Genomic DNA, 21608 nt, shown 5'->3' with positions numbered 1-21608 from the left:
ATCGAATGACGTTATATCTGTACCCTATTTTTATCGTCTGTCTAATATTTTTTATTGTATCGAACTTGCCGCGCCCCGCCGCTGCGACAAATCGAGTTGGGCAGGAGGCGGCTGCGGTCGAAACGGCGGGGGATTGCGCTCGTTGCGCGTTAGAAATGCTGAATTTCTTGCCGAGCGCCCTCGCCGGCGCAGGGGTCTTCAGGCCGCCCGCCGGGGTACGGAATCAACCGGGGGCGAGGCCACGTCCGGATAACCGGAACGCCGGCCCCGCCCCCCTGCTGACCATCCGGATTCACTCGTTACGGCGCCGGCTTCGCTCCGGGCTGCGTGCGATCATGGGCGAGCCAGGCCTCGTTGATGATATGCGCGAAGATGGCTTGGGCGTCGGAATCCGACATGTCCTTATACTGCGGCATCCCGCGAGTACGTAGCGCGCCGCCCTGGACGACCTGCTTGAAGATCTCCAGACTGGGAGGCGGCATCCGGTTCAGGTCTGGCACGGTGCCTCCCGCAGACGCGCCGCCATGGCGACCGTGACAGACGATGCAGGCATTGCCCTCGAAGAGCGCCTTGCCTGTCGCCGCAAGCCGCTCATCCTGTCTCGGCACGGACGGCATCGGCACGGGCTCGGCCTTGGCAAGCGAAGGATATGGCGCCTCTCCGCCGATCTTGAAGGCGAGGAGACGCGACGGCGTACGGGTCTCCGCGCTCGAGCTATGCTCCCGGGTTTCCCGGGTCGCGAAGGAGGATGAGCCGTTTCCGGTCGCGACGACGATATATTGCACGCCATTCAGAGTGACAGTCGACGGCGCACCGCGGATCGAGCCCCCCGTCTGCCGACTCCACACGATTTTGCCCGTATCCTCGTCGAGAGCGACGAGGCGGCCGTCCGCGAGGCCCTGGAAGACCAGTCCGCCGGCCGTGTGCAGCAAACCGCCGTTCATCGGCTTCTTCGTCGTCGTCGTGCGCCATTTCACCTTGCCGCTCGCAAGATCGATGGCGACCACCTCGGCATGCGTCTTGACCGGCGAACCCGGATGATCGCCGAATTCCATCAACGTACCGCCGATGAACGCTGCGGGATCGGTCTTCAGGACCGACGGCATCACGGTGGCGGGAACGAAGACCGTGCTCGACTTCGGGTTGAACGCCAGCGCTTCCCAGCTATGCGCGCCGACCGGGCTCGGCAGAACATTTGTATCCTGCCCGGGCCGGTCCCAATAGCGGGCGTCCGGCAGGTAAATGGGCCGGCCCTCGGCGTCGAGACCGCTCGCCCATGTCATCTCCGTATATTTGACGCCGCTCAGATATTTACCGGTGGCTGCATCATAAACATAGGTAAAGCCCTGCTTGGGCACCGAGACGACGGTGCGCGTGACCTTTCCGTTCACCGGGATGTCGGCGATCATCAGACCCACGGCAGCTTCATAATTCCATGCTTCATGCGGCAGCTGTTTGTGGTGCCACTTATATTTGCCTGTCTTGGCATCGACCGCGACGACAGAATTGGTGAAGAGCTCGTCGCCGGCGTCCGCCGCACGATCCTGCGGGTTTCCCGGCGACGGCGAGCCGGTGCCGAATACGAGTTGGTCGAGCTTTTCGTCATAGACCATCGCATCCCAGGCACTGGCGCAGCCCCGGCTCTTGGCATACCAGCCGGTCCCCCAGGTTTTCGCGATCTTCTGGTAGAAGGGATCCTTCTCGGTCGCGGGATCGCCGGGTACCGTATAGAAACGCCACTTGTGCTTGCCGGTCTCGGCATCGAATGCGTCCACGAAGCCGCGCGTCAGGCCCGAGTCCGCGCAATTGTTCCCAGTGAACACCATGCCACCGCCGACACGCGGCGCTGCCGTGATCCCATATTGCTCGTTCGGGTCGCAGCTCTGGGCTTCCCACCGCTGCTTTCCGCTCTTCTGGTCAACCGCAACCAGCCGGCAATCGCCGGTCGCAACGATCGCCATGTCACCATAAAGGGCGAGACCCCGATTGGCCTGACGTGAAGTGAAGGCGGTCAGCGACTGCTCGTCAGCGGACTTTTCGGGATAGCTTGCGGTGAACTCCCACAGCTGCTTGCCGTCCTTCAGGGAATTGGCGAAGATCCGGCCGCCGGGAGCGCTCTGAAACACGACACCGTTCTTGATGAGCGGGTTTCCGACCATGCCATATTCGGTCGGCATCTCGGCGGACCAGGCAAGGTCGAGATCATCGACATTGTCACGGTTGATCGCAGTGATGTCCGAGTGATGCTGAATGTTCGGGCCGTTTCCGATTTCCGCCCAATCGCTGTTGGCCGGATTGCCCGGCGAACAGGAGCTCGCGGCCAGCGCCAGCAAACTGCCCAGAAGCCCCTTCTTTGTCGCGAGTTTCATATGCCTGTCCTCTCCAACATCGGGGCAGCCGCACCCGACTTTCCACTTGCTAGTTCCGATTGTCCGATGGAGCCTTCTGCCGGTCGTGCGCATCCCAGGCCTTGTTGAGAATATAGGCGAAGAGCGCCTCTGCATCGGCATCGGTCACATAGGAGAATTGCGGCATGCCTTGCGTGCGGAGCGCGCCGCCCTGAACGACCTGCTTGAAGATCGCGAGATCGGCAGGCGGCATGCGATTGAGGTTGGGGATATTGCCTTCGACCGAAGCTCCGCCACGCGTTCCGTGGCAGACGTCGCAGCCATAATCTTCGAACAGCCCCGCGCCCCTCGCGGCAAGCACCACATCCTGCCGCGGAGCCGGCGGCCGTGAAATAGGTAGCGGGCGAGCGAGAGCCGGATAGGGAGATTTGCCGCCGATCCGGAATGCCAGAAGACGGGGTGGCGTCCGGCTCTCGGGCGTGGAGCTGTAATTGAGCGAGGCGGTTATCGCCGCGGCACCGTTTCCGGTCGCAATGACGATATATTGGACACCATTCAGCATGACCGTCGACGGCGCGCCACGGATCGCACCACCGGTCTGCCGGCTCCATACGATCTTGCCCGTAGTCTCGTCGAACGCGACGAGCCGGCCGTCTGCCAGACCCTGGAAGACGAGACCGCCCGCAGTGTGGAGCAGCCCGCCATTCATCGGCAGGCTCGACGTCGTCGTCCGCCACTTCACCTTGCTATTGGCAAGATCGATCGCGACGACTTCGCCGCTCGGCTTTACGGGCGCGCCCGGCCGCAGTCCGGCGTCCCAGTCGATCGAGATGCCGCCGACCAGGGCGCCGGCCTCGGTCTTGACGACCGCCGGCAGCACCATCGCGGGGACGTAGACGATATTTGTCTTCGGATCGAACGCGAGCGCTTCCCAGCCGTGCGAGCCCGAGGGACCGGGCAATATGGCCGTATCCTGACCCGGCCGATCCCAATAGCGGGCTTCGGGGAGCATGAGCGGACGGCCGCTCCCGTCGAGTCCGCTCGCCCAGTTCATCTGCGCATATTTGGTTCCGGCCAGGAACTTGCCGGTTGCCGCGTCATAGACATAGGCGAAGCCCTGCTTGGGCACCGACACGACCGTGCGCCGGACCTCGCCGCCGATCGGCAGGTCGGCCATCATCAGCCCGACGGAGGGTTCGAAGTTCCAACCGTCATGCGGCACCTGCTTGTGATGCCATTTATATTTTCCCGTCCTGGCATCGAGCGCGACAACCGAGCCGGTAAACAGCTCGTCGCCGGCATCGGGCGCACGGTCGGCGGGGCTCGCGGGCGATGGCGCGCCGACGCCGATGATCAGCTGCTGAAGCTTTTCATCATAGACCATGGCATCCCAGACGCTGCCGCAGCCGCGGGTCCTTTCGTGCCAGCCTGTGCCCCAGCTCTTCGCGAGATCGCGATAGAAGGGATCCTTCTCGGTCGCCGGATCCCCCGGGACTGTATAGAAACGCCAGCGATGCTTCCCGGTCTCGGCATCGAATGCGTCGACATAGCCGCGCGACTGCCCGGAATCGAAGCAGGCATTGCCGGTAAACACCATGCCGCCCCCGACGCGCGGCGCCGCCGTAATCCCGAATTGCTGTGCGGGATCGCAGCTCTCGGCTTCCCAGCGCTTCTTGCCGGTCTTCTGGTCCACCGCCACCAACCGGCAATCGCCGGTCGCGACGATCGCCATGTCCCCGTACAACGCGAGGCCGCGGTTGGCCTGACGGGCGATGAAGGACACCAAGGCGTCATCGGCAGATTTTTCTGGATAATCCGCGGTGAATTCCCAAAGCAGCTTGCCGTCTGCAAGGTCGTTGGCGAAAATCCTGCCCCCTGCCCCGCTCTGGAATACCACACCGTTCTTGATGAGGGGATTGCCGACCAGGCCATGATTAGTCGGCATCTCGGTCGACCATGCGAGGCCGAGATCTTCGATGTTCTCGCGGTTGATTTCGGTGATAGCGGAATGATGCTGGATATCGGGTCCGTTGCCGATTTCGGCCCAATCGCTGTTGCGCGGATTTTCGGGCCCGCATGAGCTGACGCCGAAGGCCAGCGACAGGATCAGCAGCGATTCCTTCCAATATGGCATAGTCCATCCCATCCTGGCCGCCTCCCCCACGTTTCGAACCAACCGGCTTCCCGCGGTTGCGTGGCCATCTTCTGCAAGACCGCGACGCGCCGACCACCTGGCCGGTTCATCCACCTGCGCGGCGCTCGAAGGCACCTTCCACCCCGCCGTCATAGGGCCGGCACCCCAGGGGTTCAACATTTTTTATCGTCTGTCTAATATTTTTTATGGCGCAACCCCTTTCGATGGTTTATGACCCCGGCCAGGAAGGACATCGATATGGCTCGCCAACCCGAGATTCGTGACGCCCGGCTGTCCACGGCCGAACAGATCATCGCCGAAGCGCGTAATGGACGAATGTTCATTCTCATCGATGGCGACGGTCGTTCGAACCAGGGCGAACTGGTGGTGCCGGCGCAGATGGCGACGCCCGACAAGATCAACTTCATGGCCAGATACGGCCGCGGCCTCATCTGCCTCGCGATGACCAGCGAGCGCGTCCGGGAGCTTGGCCTCGACGACATGCGCGTTTCGAATGGCCGGGAGCGCGGGCGGGCCTTCACCGTGTCGATCGAAGCGCGCGAAGGCGTCTCGACCGGAATTTCCGCCGCGGACCGCGCCCGCACGATCACGACCGCGATCGACGCGTCGAAAGGGCGCGCCGATATCGTCACGCCCGGGCATGTCTTCCCCGTGACGGCATCCGATGGCGGTGTCCTGGTGCGTGCCGGCCACGCCGAAGCAGCGGTCGACGTGGCGCGCCTCGCGGGCCTCAACGCCTCTGGTGTCATTTGCGGTATCATGAGCGCCGACGGCAATGTAGCGCCGCTCGACGACCTGTATGAATTTGCCGTCGAGCATGATCTCAGGATCGGCACGATCCGCGACATCATCGCCTATCGCCGCCGGAACGACCATCTCGTCGAACGCCGCGAAGAGGCGCGCTTCACGAGCGCATGGGGCGGTGAATGGAATGCGATCAGCTACAGCTGTTCGCACAGTCCGGGCGAAATGATAGCGCTGGTAAAAGGCAGCCCGGATCCGGACAAACCTGCGCTGGTGCGAATGCACGTCACAGACGTGTTTGCGGACGGACTCGCTGTGCCCGGCGAGCGATCGGGATTGCTGGAAAATGCGATGCGCGCGATCGCAGATAATGAGTCGGGGGTCATCGTCCTTCTTCGGCGCGAGGCGAATATCTCGGATCTTATCGGCGAGCGCTCACTCAGTGCTGCCGAAGATCAGGGCGAGCTGCGCGACTATGGCATCGGCGCGCAAATCCTCGCCGACCTCGGGGTCCATGACATGGTGTTGCTCACCAACTCGCGCGTTGCACCGAGCGCCCTCAAGGGGTTTGGGCTCAATATCGTCGAGCAGCGCCCGCTTTACGGTCAGCACGGCATGGAAATGGGCCTCGCTCTCGTCGGCTGAAGCAGGACGTGAAGAGCGGATCGCGGGCCCGATGGAACGGACACCGATGAGCTTCGATATCGACGCGCAGACCGGCACCATGGCCGTTCGCGAGCAGCACCGTTTCGATGAGGCTGCGCTGCAGCGCTGGATGGCCGAGCATGTCGAGGGCTATGAGGGTCCGCTGCGGATCGAACAGTTCAAGGGCGGTCAGTCGAACCCGACCTTCCGCATCAGCACGCCCGGCCGCGACTATGTGATGCGCCGCAAGCCCCCCGGCCCGCTCCTCAAGGGGGCCCATGCGATCGACCGCGAAGCGCGCGTCATAACCAGCGTGGCAAGCAGCGGCTTTCCGGTTCCCCATATTTTCGGCCTCTGCACCGACGACGCGATCATCGGGAGCTGGTTCTACATCATGGAGATGGTTGAGGGGCGTATCTTCTGGGATGCCACCCTGCCCGGCGTCGCGGAAGATCGGGCAGCCTATTTCGATGCGATGAACGCCGCGATGGCGAAGCTGCACGGCCTCGATCAAAACGCGATCGGGCTTTCCGGCTATGGCCGCGAGGGCGGTTATTTCGCTCGGCAGATCCATATCTGGTCCAGCCAGTACTTCAGCGATGCCGCAGCGGGGCGCGACGCGAACATGGATCGGCTGATCGACTGGCTCCAGGCCAATCTGCCTGCTTCCGACGAGACGTCGCTCGTGCATGGCGATTTCCGGATCGACAATATGATCTTCCATCCCACCGAGCCGCGCATTGTCGCCGTACTCGACTGGGAGCTCTCGACCCTCGGCCATCCGGTCGCCGATTTCGCCTATCATGCGATGATGTACCGGATGCCCCCGCTCATCGTGCCGGGCCTCGCGGGAACCGATATCGCCGCGCTCGGCATCCCGTCCGAAGAGGCCTATGTCGAGGCCTATTGCCGGCGCACCGGGCGGAGCAACCTTTCCGAATATTCCTATGCGATGGTGTTCAACTTCTTCCGCTTTGCCGCGATCCTCCACGGCATCCGCGGTCGGGTGATCCGGGGCACCGCGAGCAACAGGGAGGCAAAGGCACGCGCCGAAGCATTTACGCATTTCGCCGCGCTCGCCTGGGAACAGGTATCGCGACTTAAAGGGGCTGCGAGCAGCGGCTGATCCCGAGGGCTCGCCCGCGCCGCCGCAGAAAAACGTCACCGCTTCATGCGGTGCATCAGGAGAAAATCGATGCCGTCACCGCTATCGGACGAATTCAGACAGGCGATGCGCCGCCTTGCATCGACGGTCACGCTGGTAACGGCGGGATCGGGCGACAGCAGGACGGGGATGGCAGCCACGGCGGTGGTCTCCGTCTGCGCCGAGCCGCCCGCGCTGCTCGTCGCTGTCAATCGCTCGGCAAGTATCCATGCGATCCTTTCCGCTAGCGACGAATTCTGCGTCAATCTCCTGTCGCACCGTCACGCCGAACTGGTTGCGGCGTTCAGCGGCAAGCTCAAGGGCGCGGCTCGCTTCGCAGAAGGCGACTGGCGCTATACCGAAACGGGCGTTCCGGTTCTGGCAGATGCGCTCGCGAGCATCGTCTGCCGGACGATCAGCCGAGTCGACATCGGGACGCACACGCTTTTCATCGGCGAGGCCGCGGCGATCGCCAATCATGCCGACATCGCGCCGCTCGCCTGGATGGACGGCGGCTTCGCCCGATGCGAGCCTCTCGGCGCCCTTTAGGTCAGGGCACGGCCCGCTGGCGGAAACGTCCGCCGACTGCCAGAAATCACTTCGCCATAACCGCAAGGAAACGAGCGATCACCGCAGAGCGAGAGCGAGACCCTCGCCCCCGCTCCTCAGCGATATTGCGATCAGCCCGCCGCAACGCGCGCCGGTTGCGCCGGCAGTGCGCGCTCGATCTCATATTGATATTGGTGGCCGCCGTTGGCCGGGACCATTTCCCCGTCCCGATCGCCGATCGACCGCAAGGCAGAAGCCAGCAGCACCGGGTCGGCAGGGCCGCCCGCGAAATGCACGCCCCGCGTCATGGTCACATGCGCCTGCTCGAAACAGCCGGCGCCTGCCAATAGAACCATACGCGTCGGGGCCGAGGGTGCGGAGAGCGCAACGACCGCAGGACTGACGAGTTCGGGACCGAGTTCCTCAAGCGCCTCGGCCGAATAGAGACCGTTTGTCATGGCGGTTGCGGCGCTCGGCGCAAGACAGTTTACGTGGATGTTGTAGCGTTCGCCCTCGAGAGCGAGCGTCTGCATGAGGCCGACGAGAGCCATCTTCGCGGCTCCATAGTTGGACTGACCGAAGTTTCCGTAGAGACCCGATGAGGAGGTCGTGAAAAGTATCCGCCCATAGCCGCGGTCGCGCATGCCGTCCCAGACCGCCTTGGTGCAGTTTACCGAACCCATGAGATGGACGTCGAGCACGAGCCGGAAATCGGCGAGGTCCATCTTGGCGAAGGTGCGGTCGCGCAAGATTCCCGCATTATTCACGAGAATGTCGACCTTGCCCCATTTATCGACAGCGGCCGCGACCATCGCCTCGACCTCGTCGAAGTCCGCAACATTGGCCGCCACGGCAAGCGCCTGCCCGCCCCCCTCGATAATGGCATCACGAACTTCGGCGGCCGCTTCCATATGGAGGTCGTTGACGAGCACCGAAGCGCCCTGGGCTGCAAGAGCCAGCGCATGGGCACGTCCAAGGCCGGCGCCGGCGCCCGTCACGATTGCGACATGGCCGCTAAGATCGAGTTTCATCGGCTTTTCCCTTCGCGAATATTCCAGGTTCAGAAAATATGGGCGGGCGCGCCGGACGCGACATCGCTTCGCGACGCGACGAGCGCCAGCAGCGGGTGCGCATGCGGTAGTTCGCATTCGAAGAAATAACGGCAAGCGCGGATCTTCCCCTCGGCCAGATCCGCATCGATCGCACCGGCTGCAGCCGCCCGCGCCGCTGCGACCGCCTGGTCGAGCCAGAGCCACGCCACAACGACATGGCCGAACGCCCGAAGGAACGCCGTCGCATTGGCGAGCGGCGCATCGGCGCCGTCAAGGCGCCCGATCGCCACGCCGACATCGTCCCAGGCGCGCGCCAGCGCTTCAGCATAGGAAGCAAACCGGCTTGTCTCCCGAGCCGCAGCCACGGTTTCCCCGATCAGGCGCGAGAGGATCGGACGCGCCCGGCCATCGCCGAGAAGCTTTCGCCCCAGAAGATCCATGCCCTGGATTCCGGTCGTGCCCTCATGGATCGGGTTCAGCCGATTATCGCGCCAGAGCTGCTCGACATCGAAATCGCGGGTATAGCCGTAGCCGCCATGGATCTGGATCGCGATATCGTTTGCCGCAAGGCCATATTCGGACGGCCATGTCTTGGCGACCGGCGTCAGGAGTCCGAGCAGCAAGGCGCTTTCGTCATCTTCCTCGGCGCGGTCGACGAGGCGGGCGCAATAAAGACAAAGCGCGAGCGCGCCCTCGGCATAGGCCTTCTGCTGCAGGAGCATATGCCTGACGTCGGCATGCTCGATGATCGGAACCGGTGATCCGCTGCGAACAGCTGGCAGTCGCCCTTGCAACCTCTCGCGGGCGTAAGTAGCCGACAGCCGGTAGCCGCGATAGCCAAGGGCGGCGGCGCCGATACCGACACTGATGCGCGCTTCGTTCATCATGAGGAACATCTGCTGGAGGCCGCGGCCCGGCTCGCCGATAATCCAGCCGACCGCGCCGTCTGTCTCTCCAAAGTTCAGGAGACAGTTTGCCGTCCCCCGATACCCCATCTTGTGATTGAGCCCCGCGACGGTCACATCGTTCCGTTCATTCCCCGGAAGTATCTTGGGGACAATGAAGAGCGAGATTCCGGCTGTTCCTTCGGGAAGGCTGCCGTCCGCCCCCGGAATCTTGGCAAGCACGAGATGGACGATGTTCTCGCTGGCATCCTGATCGCCGCCCGAAATCCACATCTTGTTACCGGTCAGGCGGTACCGGCTGCCCCATGCGTCCGCGCCATCGGCGACCGCGCGCGTCCGCACGTCGGCGAGGCTCGATCCGGCCTGCGGTTCGGACAGGCACATCGTTCCGAACCAGCGCCCCTCGACTTGCGGGCGCCCGAACGTCTCGAATTGCGCTTCGCTGCCAAAGGTTGCGATAAGCCGGGCGTTGGCAACTGTCAGCATCGGGTAGGCGGCAGTCGCGATATTGGCTGCGGCAAAAAGCGAAAAAGATGCGGCGCAAACCAGATAGGGAAGCCCAAGCCCCCCCTTTTCTTCCTGAAAGCCCGCCGAAAAAAGCCCGAGCTCGGCATAGCTCGCAAGCGCAGGGGCAATCGCGGGGCAGATATGGACGCCGTGCGAGTCCAGCCAGGGCTCCTCAATGTCATTCTGCTTGTAATGCGGAAGAAATTGCTCTGCCGCGAGCTTCTCCGAGAGGTCGAGGATCGCGTCGACAGTTTCCCGATCGGCGAGCGACCCGGCACCCAGCCACTCGTGGAGAAGGAAATCGAGATCCAGCCGGGCGATGAGCGACGACGTCATGTTCACGCCACCACAGTCGTTCCGCCATCGACGGCGAGGATCTGGCCCGTGATATGAGCGCCGGCATCCGATGCAAGAAGCAATGCCGGCCCCATAAGGTCGGTCGGCCCGCCAAGCTTCCCCAGCGGCGTCCCGCGGATCATCGCATCGCTATGTTGCTCGACCGTCGCGGAGGTCATTTTCGAGGGAAAGAAGCCCGGCGCGAGCGCATTGACGCGAATGTTGCGCGGCCCCCACTCGGCGGCGAGCGCGCGCGTCATGTTGACGACGGCCCCCTTCGAAGCATTATAGGCAATCGTACCGATCCGATCGGGAAGATGTCCGCGGAGGCCGGCGATCGATGCGATATTGACGACCACGCCCTTGCCCGCGGGGAGGAAGCTGCGCCGCGCCACTTCGCTCGTTAAAGCGAACAGGCCGGTGACGTTGAGATTGAAAATCTTGTCCCACGCTTCGGGCGGATAATTTTCTGCGGGGGCTCCCCATGTCGCCCCTGCATTATTGATCAATATGTCGATGCGACCAAAGCGCTCGATGACCGCATCGACAAGCGCTGCGCCCCCTTGACGATCGCCGAGGTCTGCCGGGAATCCGTGAGCCGATATACCGCGCGAGGCCAGCTCGGCGACAGCGGCATCGAGTTCTGCTTCCTTGCGTGCAACGAGCGCAAGCGTTGCACCATATTCGCCGAGCGCCTGCGCCACCTGAAACCCGAGGCCGCGCGACCCTCCGGTAACCACGGCGACACGCCCTGAAAGGTCGAAGAGATTTGCAAGGACCGTCATGCTGATTGAGCTCCAATGAAGGCTGCGGCCGGCAAATGCGGCGCATTCCCGAGGCCCGAGCTAAGACGGTGCGAGCTTCAAGTCAATCCATTTTTATATATCTGTACCACTTCTAGTCTCATGGTTATGTCGTACAAAATGGCTAAAAATAGCGTATGATATTTCGATAGAAGCCGATCAACGCAGCCAATGCCAAGTTTCGTACCAAGTTAGAACCGGCAGCGGAAAAGGCCCACGTTCGCTATTTCCGCGTCGATGTGCATCGAAATTTTCCGGAAGCTCGCCCTCGGTCTGGGCTCGTCGTCCATCTGCGCCGCGGGATCGTCACCTCACTCCGCCTGAGTCAACCGCGGAACCTGCGCGCGATCGACAATTGCGAGCCGGTAGAATCACTCCCGCGTATCTGCACAATCACCGCAGGCCGGTCATATCAGTGCGGTACGCGCAACATCGGCGCTTGGTCGACTGGCACCCGGCGGTGACGCCAGATAACGAAAAAGATCCAGAAAAGTGCCGTTGCGCTCAGCAGGAAGGCCAAACCGTTCACGACCCGATAGTCCGGCGTCACCAGAAAACCCGCAATGGCGGGGCCGATGGCTATGCCGCCAAGCTGCGTTCCCCCCAACATCATGGCCGCGCTGCTCGACGAATCCACATCGGTCAGCGCGTCGAAAAGATAAGGAACCACGAGATTTGCAGAGAAATAGAAAATGCAGCCGAGAAGCAGGAAGGTTTGAACGGGCATCACCAGAACGAATAGAAGGAGAGCAAAAACGACGCCTGTCGCGCCCACTGCAAGCGGCCAGACATATCCGAACCGGGATCCCAGCAAGGTTGCGAAAATCGTCGCCGCCATCGAAACAATCATCATGATCGATACCGTGCCTTCGACCATTTCCCGGGAACCGCCCCAAGCTATTCCCATATATGCGATAAACCCGAAGGTCGCGCCGGTCGCAGTGAAATAGAGCGCCATTCCAACCACGACCGCCCAACCCGCAGGCGAAATCCGCCTTGTGTCCGCCACCGCCGATCCGGCTTCGGCCGGCCGATGCAAGCGGCCCTTCGGAAAGAAGCGGCAAAGCGGCAATACAAGCAACGTCATGATGGAGAGCGCTGCGAATAAACCGCCACCGCCGAACCGTGTGGCCAAATAGGACATGAGGAGCATGCCAGCCGCCGCGAAGGCGAGTTGCAGCGTATTGAATGCCCCCAAGGCGCGCGCCCCATCGCCCTCTGCCAGGACGGCATAGAGCACCGCATTGACCAGGCCGGCGCCAATGCCTGCCGGGATGCCGAAGATGAAGAGATAGGCAAAGCCGACAGGCGGGATCATCAGGAGATTTGCCAGAGCGATGAGCAATAGTCCGAGGATCGCGGTGCGCCGCCAGTTCAGGCGTTCCACGAGGCCGGGAAGCGACGCACACAGGAATACGCCCACCGCCAGGCCGCCCAGTTCCGCCAAGGTGAACAGGCCCCCCTCAACCTCGGTCAGCCCGCGGGTTCGCCCCAAGGACGTCAGGAGGACCGGAAGCGTATTCGAGAACGCGTTGGCAACCATGCCGACCAGCATCACGCAAGCCAGAACAGAGAGGCCGAAACCCTTCCGCTCGCCGCTGCCATCATTTTCCATCACTGGTTCCATCTCGATTTCGCCATGTCTCCGAATCCAAGTTTCGAGAAGGAATGGATCGCCCGACCGGCCACACTCCGGCCTGAGCCCTGTCGCTGCTGCGCACGTCCATTTGCCCTCTACTCGCCGGCTACGACAACGACCGCCTCCCGAATGACTTTCCATTCCTCGCCGCGCCGTTGCCAGACATAGAGAACATAGTTGGCATCAGCCGCCCGGTCATCGTGATGGCTGGTAACCAGCACCGTCGCTGCCGCGAGGTCGCCGGCGCCGAGTACCGCCCCCTGAAGCTCGAATGTGACATTGCGTCCCATGCTGGTCGCGAATTCGCGCGCGGTCGGGAGCAGCTCCGCCGTTCCCCGAAACAGATAGGGAGGCATCGGAAGCGTAACGATACCGTCAGGCCAGTTCAGCACTTGCAGGATTTCATCGCCGCTCCTGCCGGCAGCGAACATGGCGCTCACCTCCGCATATTTCCGGGTGATCGCACCGACCACATCCTCGGAGGCTGTCCCGATGGGGGCATCTTCGATGTTCATTCATGACCTCCTTGTCGTCGCTTCCGCCCATGCTGTCCGGTGCCGTTCAAGGGCACCTCCGCCAACCGCCCGATGCGTCAATCGTCCGCGCGGTACATGGTGGGAGACACATTGGTGAAATTCGCCACGTCGCCGATCACCTTTGCCGTATCCGGCGAAGACAGTGCCGCATTGAGCCAACCTTGATCCATAAAGCGGATGATCGTAACGGCCATAAACGGTTGAGGGCCGGCCGCGGGCGGCAAAACCTCTATCGTTTCAAGTCCGAAATCGCACCATGCGCCATGCGCGAGCGGAATATGTTTCGCTATATAATAGTCGTGGTCGAATGTTGCATCGTCCGCATGGGGGTAGAGTACGACCAAAGTAGCCATGGCGTGATAGGTCCTTCCAGTAAAACCAAGGGATTCCGCAGGGGACTCCCGGCACAAAATGCTCCCCGCAATCCCCCTGCCCGTTGCCCGCACAAGCTTCGCCCGCGGCGGATCCGGAGGCCCTGCATGTCGCGAGCCTTCGGTCTCGGCCCACATTCGCCAGGTCAGGGAGACCGCGTAAGCTCAGGCCTGGCCCGAGCCGACCACAGCGACGACCTGCATTTCGAGAAGCAGTTCAAGCGTTGCCAGCCGCGTAACCCAGACGGCGGTGAGCGCCGGAAAGGGCGCGGTGATGAATTCGTTCTTCACCCGCATGAAAGCTTCGGTATCATCATCCGAGACATCCGTCAGATAGAGTGTGATGTTGACGATGTCGGCCATGGTAGCGCCGGCCGCTTCGAGCGCGGTCTTCACATTTTCGAATGCCAGCCGCGTCTGCGCCTCAAGCCCTTCTGCCACCGTCATCGCACCGTCCGCACCGACCTGTCCGGACAGCCAGATCGTATCGCCCACGCGCATCGCCTGCGACAGTCCATACAGATCTGCGACTTGCTCGGTGCCGGAGGGATTGAAGGATTGCTTCTTCAGCTTCTCAGAATTCATATTCGCATTCCTTTCTCAAGGTTGACGGCCATTGAAGAGACATAGGCGAGAAACCTCTTCACCGGCTCAGGATATGGATGGCAATGGCCGCTTCCTCGATTCCGAGCAGTCCGCCGCCATTCTCCTGGATGGCGTGACGGGCGCCCTCGACCTGACGGGCGCCGGCCTCGCCGCGTAGCTGCGTGGTGAGCTCGTAGAGCTGTCCGATGCCGGTGGCACCGAGCGGATGGCCCTTGGACTCGAGCCCGCCGGAGGGATTGACCGGGATACGCCCGCCGATCGTAAAGTCACCCCGTTCGGCGCAGGGACCGCCCTCGCCGCGGGGAGCAAGACCGAGATTCTCGACCTGTAATATCTCGCCCATGGCGGTCGCGTCGTGCAGTTCGGCGACATCCATGTCCTCCGGACCGAGGCCCGCCATTGCATATGCCTGCTGCGCTGCCAGCGCGCTGACATGTCTTTCGGGCACACTCTCGAGCCGTGACGTCGCACTGCGCATCACGCTGGCCGCGATCCGGACGCAGCGGCTGCGATCGGCGCCGATACGTTTCAGACCCGCCTCGGTACACAGGATGACTGCCGCTGCGCCGTCGGTCACCGGCGAACACATCGGAAGGGTAAGCGGATAAGTGATCGGCGCTGCCGCCAGCACTTCGTCGATCGTGAAGGACTGCCGGTACTGCGACCAGGGATTATGCACCGAGTGCTGGTGATTCTTGGCGCAGACTGCCGCGATCTGCCGCTGCGTCGTGCCATAGGTCTGCATATGCCATCGGCACCAGGACGAGTAGATGCCCATGAACCGGCTGTACGGCCTAGCCGATTCTGACCCCGGAGGAGGCACAATGCCCTTGCCCATCGCCTCCAGCCGGGTGAAGGTTTCTTCAGCCCTTTCCACGTCGACGCCCATCTCGAACAAGGCCAGGGTCTTGGCCTTGTCTTCGACATTCATCTTCTCGACGCCGAGGGCCAGCGCGATGTCCGTCGCGCCCGAACGCAGGCTTTGCACTGCCAGGTGAACGGCGGTGCTGCCGCTCGCGCAGGCATTTTCCACATTATAGATCGGAATGCCCTCAAGCCCCAGGCGGCTCAGGTTTACCTGACCTATGATCGCAAACTGACCCTGAAGCGGGCCATTGGTAATATTGGCATGGAATGCCGCGCCTATATCCTCCGCGCGCGCGCCCGCGTCCTTGAGGGCGCCCTCCAGGGCTTCGCGCGCCAGGCTCTCGATCGTCCGATCGAGATGGCGCCCGAACTGCGTCATGGCAATGCCGGCGATATAGACGTTTTCCATCAGGCGCTCCTCAAATCCGCCGGCCGGCGTCCTGCCAATAGGCGGCACGCAGATCCTTCTTGAGCACCTTCCCGACCGGACTGCGCGGCAGGCTGTCGATGAAGTCGATCGTCTTGGGCGCCTTGACCGAACCCAGCTTGGCTTTGCACAGCGCGATCAGCTCGTCAGCAGTTGCGCTCTGCCCCGGATTGAGTTCGACCACGGCCTTGACAGCCTCGCCCCATTGTTCGTCGGGCACGCCGATCACCGCGCAATCCTGCACCGCGCCATGGCCCCAGATCACCTGCTCGATCTCGCTCGGATAGACGTTGAAGCCGCCCGAGATGATCATGTCCTTCTTGCGGTCGGTGATATGAAGATAGCCCGCATCGTCCAGATAACCGATATCGCCCGTGTGCAGCCAGCCGTCGACGATCGTCTCGGCGGTCTTCTGCGGGTCCTTGTAATAGCCCTTCATGACGATGTCGCCGCGCAGGCAGATTTCGCCAGCCTCACCCTGCGGCAAAATCCGCCCGTCGTCGTCCATGATCTCGACGCTGGTCAGCACATTGGGCCGGCCCACTGAAGAGAGCCGGTCGTCCGGCACCAACTTCCCGTCGCGGAAACATTCGTCGGGCGCCATGGCGGTAATGCCGACCGGCGCTTCGGTCTGGCCATAGACCTCTGCCATGACCGGCCCGAAGGTTTCGATGGCAAGCTTGAGCTTTTCCACCGACATCGGCGCTGCGCCATAGAGGAAATATTTCAGCGATCTGAAATCCTTTCCTTTCAGCCCCGGAACATCGAGCAGCCGGTAGATGACCGTCGGCGGCAGGAACAGTTCGGTGACCTTGTGCTCGGCGATCTTCTCGAGCACCACGGCCGGATCCGGCGTCGTGACGACGACCACCGTACCACCGCGCGCGGTGCAGGGAAGCGACAGCGTTCCCGAACTGTGGGTCATGGGAGCGGCCGCAAGATTGACCGGCGGATGGGCCGTATCATAATGGAAGGTCGCCATGAACTGCGCCACGAAGGTCTGCATGCTGCGATGGGTGTTCATCACGCCCTTGGGCATGCCCGTGGTGCCGCCGGTCGGGGACAGCGCTACCACATCGTCCCTTCCATAGGTGATCTGCGGCGGCGTGCCCGGCTGGTCCGCGGTCCAGCTTTCCAGCGAGACGGCGCCGGGCACATCGCCATCGATGCAGATCCAGTGGCGGATTCTCGGGAGGCTGGGTTTCAGCTTTTCGATGACGTCGGCGAAATATTTCTGGAAGAAGAGAATCTCGCAATCGAACTGATCGAGGACATAGCCATTCTCCTCGGCGCTGCTGCGGGCTCCGACGGGGATGACGCACATGTTGGCGCGCCATACTCCCAGCATGCAGGTCCAGGCCATGACATCATTTGCCGCCCAGGCGGCGGCCTTGGTTTCCTTGGCAAATCCCTCCGCCAAAAGCGCATTGGCGATCCGGCAAGTATGGGCGCGAATTTCGTCGAAGGTGAAGACCCGGTCATCCTGGATATAGGCCGCGCCCTTCGGGTTGATCCGCCAGCCGCGATCGAAGAAGTCGATGATTGCCATGGCAGGGGCCCTCAGAGCTGGCTGACCGAAGCGCGTGCCAGACCGCGTTGCTCCAGGAAGCCCAGCAGGTAGCGATGACCGAACGCCTTGCAGGCCGAGGCGAAGCCGACCGCTGCGGTGTCATTGTCCAGCAGCTTGACCACGGCAGCCGCCTGCACCGCGCCGGTCGAGATATAGGGGGTCTGGCCATGCACGGTCGCCCGGACAGCGGTCAGGTTACCGCGACCGATGGCGAAGTCGACGGTGCGCTGGAGCGTCGTGCGCTCGCGCGGCGGCATGGACGGCGTCGTCGATTCCACAAGGCGGAGGACGATGGCATCCTGCTCTTCCTTGGAAAGATGCTTATATTCGGTATCCCACTTCTTGCAGAGTTCGTGAACCGACTTCATCACATTGTTGTCGTAGAAGCCGACGCTTGCCAGGCAGCTGCGAACCCGCGGATCATTTTCATAATAGATCGGAAGTGATGTGCCGCCCCAGGGAAGCGAGAACACCGGCTCGATGAAATCCGGCGCCACGACATTGAACGACGCCAACGGGTCATGAACGACCAGCTTGTTGTCCCAGAGGTAACGCGCTTCATAGCGGGCCGCTTCGAAGATCGTGGCCGTCGAACCGACCGTAACGCCGGCAGTGCCGCCGCGCGGTCCACGCGCCAGTGTCGCGACTTCGAGAACGTCCACGCCCTGGGTTTCTAGCGCCAGCTCGGCTGCGATTTCCGCGAATGTGTACATATAGGCGACCGATGGCGAGACCAGCAGGCCGGCCTCGGCGAACCTCGGGCCGAAGCGCTCGCGCACCTCCATCATGAACACCTGCTCGCCGGTGGTATCGATATAGTGACAGCCCGCGTTGAGCGCAGCTTCGACCCCCGGCAGGCCATGGTGCAGGAAGGGGCCGATCGTGTTGCACACCACCCGCGCGCCCTGGAATGCCTTGGTCAGCGCTTCGACTTCGTTCGGCGCTTCGATGATCTCGTACACCGCGGATTCCAGCCGAACTACGCGCTGCGCCATCATGTCTTTGGTGCGCTGGGCATTACGGGCGACAGCGGTGAACGGAATGTTCTGGTCGATCAGCCAGTCCATGATCAGCATGCCGGTGTAGCCGCTCGCGCCAGTCACGACGACAGGATATTTGGCCATTTTTTACTCCCAAGATTTCTGTGGATTGTGATTTCGAACTGTCAGGGGTTGGCCCAGCCTGCGGCATAAAGCTGCTGCGCAAGCAGGCCGAAGCGCATGGTCAGGACCCGATTTTCGCCATCCTCGATCAGGGCGGACTTTGTGTCGCGCACCAGCTTCTCGATCGGATATTCATGGGTCGTGCCGACCCCGCCGAACAGGCGGAACGCCTCGTCCACGACCATCATCGCTTCTTCGGTAGCCGTGACCTTGGCCGACGCCGTGTAATAGGGATGGGTGAGCGGCGACTGGCGCGCATAGGCGAGCGCCCGACGCGAGACGGCACGCGCGACCTCGACCCGGCGCAACATGTCCCCAAGCCGCAGCCGCGTCATCTGCTGGTCGATCAGCAGCCGGCCGCCCTGGCGGCGCTCATGGCAATATTGCAGTGCCATTTCGAACGCGCCGCGCGCAACGCCAGTGAAGACCTGGCCCATATAGGTGCCGAGATAGGACCAGGACGAACAGCCCACCGCATAGGCGCTTTCCTCCTCGGTAACGGCGAAGCGCCGCGGCAGGCGAACATTGTCGAAATAGATTTCGCCCTGCGGCAATGAACGCTGGCCGATCTTCTCGAGCGGCTTGCCCTTCGACACGCCCGGAGCATCCAGCGGAACCACCGCGACCAGAAAATTCGGTAGCCCGTCCTTGCCGGTGTAGCCGTCGCCATAATCGCAAACGATCTGGATCAGCCCGACCTGCGCCACCGCGCCGTTGGACACCCATGCCGAACATTGACCGTTGATGACAATCTCGTCGCCGATGACCTTGGCGGTCAGGTTGCCGATGTTGCCGGCCTGCCCCGCAGGCCATTCGCGCGGCATGTCGAGAACCTGGGTATCGCTGCCACGATCGGGCTGGGTCACGATCCAGCAACCGATCTTGCCCTCGCAAAGTTCGACCAGTTCCTGCTTGCCCGCCGCAGCCGCCACCGATTGCGGCACGCCGGCGACGCCCAGCGAAATCGCCAGCCCCGCGTCGCCCCAGCCCAGTTCCTCGCCGATAAGCGCTTCGGTGCGAATGGCCGTTTCGGGCGGCAATTCTGCGAGCAGGGCCGGATCGAGTCCGAGCTTCGCATATTCCCCGAACAGAGAATAATATGGCGAACCCGGCGCAATCACATCCTGCGCGCTCATCCGGTCGAGTTCCCGGCCCAACGGCCGCATCACATCCTTGGCAAAGCGATGGACCGAACCCTGGATCGCCTCCTCTTCTTCCGTCAGCGGAGTCTCGAAGCCCGACAAGCCAACAGCAGGCAGGGTCAGGACCGTCTTCAGCGGGATCATCGACGTGCTCTCCTACCGGCGAGACCATATTCCAGCCCGACAAAATTGTGCCTTTTCATAGTCATCCTCGTAGCTTTCTAGTAACCCGGCGCGCTCTGGAGACTGAGGCGCGCTAGAGGGTGCAGCTCGGCGCAATGGCGCCACCAGTGCGGGCCGCCCTGGCGTTGAAGATGAATTTCCGGGATTCGCTAAAGTCTATCATAGCCACATCCCCCACCTTCAATGCGCGGGCAGGAAAGGCCGAAATTGAAACTATCGAATGACGAATATTTCAATAGAGAATGGGTTGTTTTTACAGATGACGTCGCAGATCACCCAATATATTTTCACCCATTCGGCCAGTTTTATGCATCGCTCTCGAATTTTTATTTTATAGTTTTCGAAAAATATCTGCCGTATTTTCGACACCTCGATATTTATTGTAACATTCGAAAAGCTACGCGATTCTCTTGGAAAATAATATGACTGGGGGCGCAACATTTATGACTTGGCGTGCAAATTTACGGCAGCCGCATGGCGAAGGCCGCTGACGCGGCCGGCGGGAGCGAGATCACGCCCTTCGAAATGCCGGCGCGCATGGACGAACAACGGGTTCGGCCATCTCGGGCAAGGCTTCGGTTGCCGGAGTCCGGGAGCCGCGGCGCACCTGCGGCGTCCGCCGCTACAGGCACGAAAATGCCGGCACTCCGCCGGTCTCCTGCCGCCATGCGACCCGCCCGGCCATCGGTTTGCAAATCTGCGCGTCAGAAAGCTCGCGCGTACCGCAGTTCACCACCGCAACGGCCAAATGCCGAGCTCGACATCGAGAAGCGCGGGCTATCCAGCCGGTCTCATCGTGAATACGGGCCCATCAGGGCGCCCGGCGCATTCGCTTCACACGATGAGCGATTGCTCTCCCTCATCCTGCATTTGACTACGAAATTGAGCCGGCGGCGTGCCCGTCCATCGCTTGAAGGCGCGCGCGAAGCTAGCGGTCTCCGCAAAGCCCAGGGACCGGCTGATGAGCCTTATGGGCATCTGCGTCTGCGAGAGCAGTTGGTGCGCTCTTTGCTGACGCGCCCGATCTAGGACCGCTCCAAAACTCGTATTCAATTTGGACAGGCGTGCGTGGAGACTGCGCTTGGACACGCCTATCTGCCGAGCGGCCTCTCCGGCCGAGGGAAAATGCTGGCCGCTATTCAAGAAAATACCCATCAGGACAGCGTCGACGTCCCCGCCCTTCCGGCTCCTGTTGACCTCTTCCGCGCATTGCAGCGTATAGGCTTCGGCCAACAGGGAATCGGCCAATGGCAGCGTCCTGTTCTCGGCACCTTTCCGGAAATGCCAGATCGTTTGCGACGCGCCGAACTCCACAGGACATCCGAAATCACGTCCGAACTCCTCCCATCCCGCAGGCTCGGGGACGGAAACGCTAACGCGCTCGAGCGGAAATTCGTCGAGCACCCAATCATTGAGCGCGCGCCGCATTCCGCCAAGGTCCCGGATGAGATAAAAGGCCTTGAGATGATCGGGCACGCCGGAGTCATCGACGCTCATGCCGCGAATTGCGCCTCCCGCATCCTCCAGTGCGTAATAGGTGAGGAGCGAATAGGTGAGATCCTGAAAGGAAGTAATTGTGCGGACGGCTTCCCCCGCATCCTTGGCCGAAAGAACCGCGAGACTGAACGTTCCATAGGCGGTCGCCCGATAGCGGCTGCCGAGCTCGAACCAGGCTTTGGCATCGTCGACGGTCGCTTCGGCCACCGTCTTCTGCAATCGCAGTTCGTCGCGGCCCAAGATCACGCCATCCGGCTGATCCATGCTCGACGTTTCAATCCGGGCAGCGTTGCAGACCGCGTTCCAATGAAGACCCCGGCTTACCAGCTCTCCTCGCATGATTCTTGCGCTTTGAGCGGACAACCGCACCGTACCAAGCGACTCCGCCTTCATTTGTTCCAACCTTTTTCCTGGCCAGA

At 62.2% G+C, this 21608-nt stretch carries 17 protein-coding genes; 3 read left to right on the top strand and 14 right to left on the bottom strand.

The annotated features are described in order from the left end of the window. Nucleotides 1-299: 299 nt before the first annotated feature. A complete protein-coding gene (locus VGU00_RS11050; protein ID WP_327468430.1) occupies nt 300-2369 on the bottom strand; it encodes a PQQ-binding-like beta-propeller repeat protein in 2070 nt (689 codons plus the stop codon). Between the two features lie 49 nt (nt 2370-2418). Then, entirely contained in the window at nt 2419-4482 is a 2064-nt protein-coding gene (locus tag VGU00_RS11045) for a PQQ-binding-like beta-propeller repeat protein (RefSeq protein WP_327468429.1), read from the bottom strand. Nucleotides 4483-4740: 258 nt separating this feature from the next. On the opposite strand from VGU00_RS11045, the gene ribB reads away from it, so the two are divergent. The 3 genes from ribB to VGU00_RS11030 all read left to right on the top strand — a co-directional run bounded on the left by ribB (nt 4741) and on the right by VGU00_RS11030 (nt 7585). Further along, nucleotides 4741-5892: a 3,4-dihydroxy-2-butanone-4-phosphate synthase gene (gene ribB, locus VGU00_RS11040; RefSeq protein WP_327468427.1), complete on the top strand. Its 1152-nt coding sequence runs from the start codon at nt 4741-4743 to the stop codon at nt 5890-5892. Nucleotides 5893-5938: 46 nt separating this feature from the next. Continuing rightward, entirely contained in the window at nt 5939-7018 is a 1080-nt protein-coding gene (locus VGU00_RS11035) for a phosphotransferase (protein ID WP_327468426.1), read from the top strand. A gap of 69 nt (nt 7019-7087) precedes the next feature. Continuing rightward, on the top strand, nt 7088-7585 hold the full coding sequence (locus VGU00_RS11030) for a flavin reductase family protein (protein ID WP_327468424.1): 498 nt from the start codon (nt 7088-7090) through the stop codon (nt 7583-7585). Between the two features lie 131 nt (nt 7586-7716). Here VGU00_RS11030 and VGU00_RS11025 read toward each other — a convergent pair whose 3' ends face one another. The 12 genes from VGU00_RS11025 to VGU00_RS10970 all read right to left on the bottom strand — a co-directional run bounded on the left by VGU00_RS11025 (nt 7717) and on the right by VGU00_RS10970 (nt 21582). Further along, on the bottom strand, nt 7717-8616 hold the full coding sequence (locus VGU00_RS11025; RefSeq protein WP_327468422.1) for an SDR family NAD(P)-dependent oxidoreductase: 900 nt from the start codon (nt 8614-8616) through the stop codon (nt 7717-7719). Nucleotides 8617-8645: 29 nt separating this feature from the next. Beyond that, on the bottom strand, nt 8646-10385 hold the full coding sequence (locus VGU00_RS11020) for an acyl-CoA dehydrogenase (protein ID WP_327468420.1): 1740 nt from the start codon (nt 10383-10385) through the stop codon (nt 8646-8648). A 2-nt stretch (nt 10386-10387) separates the two neighbouring features. After that, the gene (locus tag VGU00_RS11015) at nt 10388-11170 is read right to left on the bottom strand and encodes an SDR family oxidoreductase (RefSeq protein ID WP_327468418.1); all 783 of its coding nucleotides are present in this window, start codon (nt 11168-11170) and stop codon (nt 10388-10390) included. Nucleotides 11171-11600: 430 nt separating this feature from the next. Beyond that, entirely contained in the window at nt 11601-12815 is a 1215-nt protein-coding gene (locus tag VGU00_RS11010; protein WP_327468416.1) for an MFS transporter, read from the bottom strand. 107 nt (nt 12816-12922) lie between these two features. Then, complete coding sequence (locus VGU00_RS11005) at nt 12923-13342, bottom strand: hypothetical protein (RefSeq protein WP_327468414.1); 420 nt, start codon at nt 13340-13342, stop codon at nt 12923-12925. Between the two features lie 77 nt (nt 13343-13419). After that, complete coding sequence (locus VGU00_RS11000; protein WP_327468412.1) at nt 13420-13716, bottom strand: EthD family reductase; 297 nt, start codon at nt 13714-13716, stop codon at nt 13420-13422. Nucleotides 13717-13899: 183 nt separating this feature from the next. Then, a complete protein-coding gene (locus tag VGU00_RS10995) occupies nt 13900-14319 on the bottom strand; it encodes a RidA family protein (protein WP_327468410.1) in 420 nt (139 codons plus the stop codon). Between the two features lie 58 nt (nt 14320-14377). Then, nucleotides 14378-15616: a thiolase family protein gene (locus VGU00_RS10990; protein WP_327468408.1), complete on the bottom strand. Its 1239-nt coding sequence runs from the start codon at nt 15614-15616 to the stop codon at nt 14378-14380. Nucleotides 15617-15626: 10 nt separating this feature from the next. Further along, entirely contained in the window at nt 15627-17183 is a 1557-nt protein-coding gene (locus tag VGU00_RS10985; RefSeq protein WP_327468406.1) for a class I adenylate-forming enzyme family protein, read from the bottom strand. Nucleotides 17184-17194: 11 nt separating this feature from the next. Further along, entirely contained in the window at nt 17195-18328 is a 1134-nt protein-coding gene (locus tag VGU00_RS10980; protein WP_327468404.1) for a saccharopine dehydrogenase family protein, read from the bottom strand. A 41-nt stretch (nt 18329-18369) separates the two neighbouring features. Beyond that, nucleotides 18370-19653: an acyl-CoA dehydrogenase family protein gene (locus tag VGU00_RS10975; protein ID WP_327468402.1), complete on the bottom strand. Its 1284-nt coding sequence runs from the start codon at nt 19651-19653 to the stop codon at nt 18370-18372. 873 nt (nt 19654-20526) lie between these two features. Then, nucleotides 20527-21582 carry an AraC family transcriptional regulator gene (locus tag VGU00_RS10970; protein WP_327469802.1) on the bottom strand — a complete coding sequence of 352 codons (1056 nt, stop codon included), beginning with the start codon at nt 21580-21582 and terminating at the stop codon, nt 20527-20529. Between the last annotated feature and the right edge of the window lie 26 nt (nt 21583-21608).

Source organism: Sphingopyxis sp., from assembly GCF_035944815.1.
Lineage (GTDB): Bacteria > Pseudomonadota > Alphaproteobacteria > Sphingomonadales > Sphingomonadaceae > Sphingopyxis.
The sequence above is the reverse complement of the archived record's forward strand: the minus strand, read 5'-3'. Positions and strand labels throughout refer to the sequence as shown.

What these genes read in the sequence shown, in the direction of transcription:
- VGU00_RS11050 (WP_327468430.1), bottom strand. Translation starts at nt 2,369, where the DNA reads ATGAAACTCGCGACAAAGAAGGGGCTTCTGGGCAGTTTGCTGGCGCTG.
- VGU00_RS11045 (WP_327468429.1), bottom strand. Translation starts at nt 4,482, where the DNA reads ATGCCATATTGGAAGGAATCGCTGCTGATCCTGTCGCTGGCCTTCGGC.
- ribB (WP_327468427.1), top strand. Translation starts at nt 4,741, where the DNA reads ATGGCTCGCCAACCCGAGATTCGTGACGCCCGGCTGTCCACGGCCGAA.
- VGU00_RS11035 (WP_327468426.1), top strand. Translation starts at nt 5,939, where the DNA reads ATGAGCTTCGATATCGACGCGCAGACCGGCACCATGGCCGTTCGCGAG.
- VGU00_RS11030 (WP_327468424.1), top strand. Translation starts at nt 7,088, where the DNA reads ATGCCGTCACCGCTATCGGACGAATTCAGACAGGCGATGCGCCGCCTT.
- VGU00_RS11025 (WP_327468422.1), bottom strand. Translation starts at nt 8,616, where the DNA reads ATGAAACTCGATCTTAGCGGCCATGTCGCAATCGTGACGGGCGCCGGC.
- VGU00_RS11020 (WP_327468420.1), bottom strand. Translation starts at nt 10,385, where the DNA reads ATGACGTCGTCGCTCATCGCCCGGCTGGATCTCGATTTCCTTCTCCAC.
- VGU00_RS11015 (WP_327468418.1), bottom strand. Translation starts at nt 11,170, where the DNA reads ATGACGGTCCTTGCAAATCTCTTCGACCTTTCAGGGCGTGTCGCCGTG.
- VGU00_RS11010 (WP_327468416.1), bottom strand. Translation starts at nt 12,815, where the DNA reads ATGGAACCAGTGATGGAAAATGATGGCAGCGGCGAGCGGAAGGGTTTC.
- VGU00_RS11005 (WP_327468414.1), bottom strand. Translation starts at nt 13,342, where the DNA reads ATGAACATCGAAGATGCCCCCATCGGGACAGCCTCCGAGGATGTGGTC.
- VGU00_RS11000 (WP_327468412.1), bottom strand. Translation starts at nt 13,716, where the DNA reads ATGGCTACTTTGGTCGTACTCTACCCCCATGCGGACGATGCAACATTC.
- VGU00_RS10995 (WP_327468410.1), bottom strand. Translation starts at nt 14,319, where the DNA reads ATGAATTCTGAGAAGCTGAAGAAGCAATCCTTCAATCCCTCCGGCACC.
- VGU00_RS10990 (WP_327468408.1), bottom strand. Translation starts at nt 15,616, where the DNA reads ATGGAAAACGTCTATATCGCCGGCATTGCCATGACGCAGTTCGGGCGC.
- VGU00_RS10985 (WP_327468406.1), bottom strand. Translation starts at nt 17,183, where the DNA reads ATGGCAATCATCGACTTCTTCGATCGCGGCTGGCGGATCAACCCGAAG.
- VGU00_RS10980 (WP_327468404.1), bottom strand. Translation starts at nt 18,328, where the DNA reads ATGGCCAAATATCCTGTCGTCGTGACTGGCGCGAGCGGCTACACCGGC.
- VGU00_RS10975 (WP_327468402.1), bottom strand. Translation starts at nt 19,653, where the DNA reads ATGATCCCGCTGAAGACGGTCCTGACCCTGCCTGCTGTTGGCTTGTCG.
- VGU00_RS10970 (WP_327469802.1), bottom strand. Translation starts at nt 21,582, where the DNA reads ATGAAGGCGGAGTCGCTTGGTACGGTGCGGTTGTCCGCTCAAAGCGCA.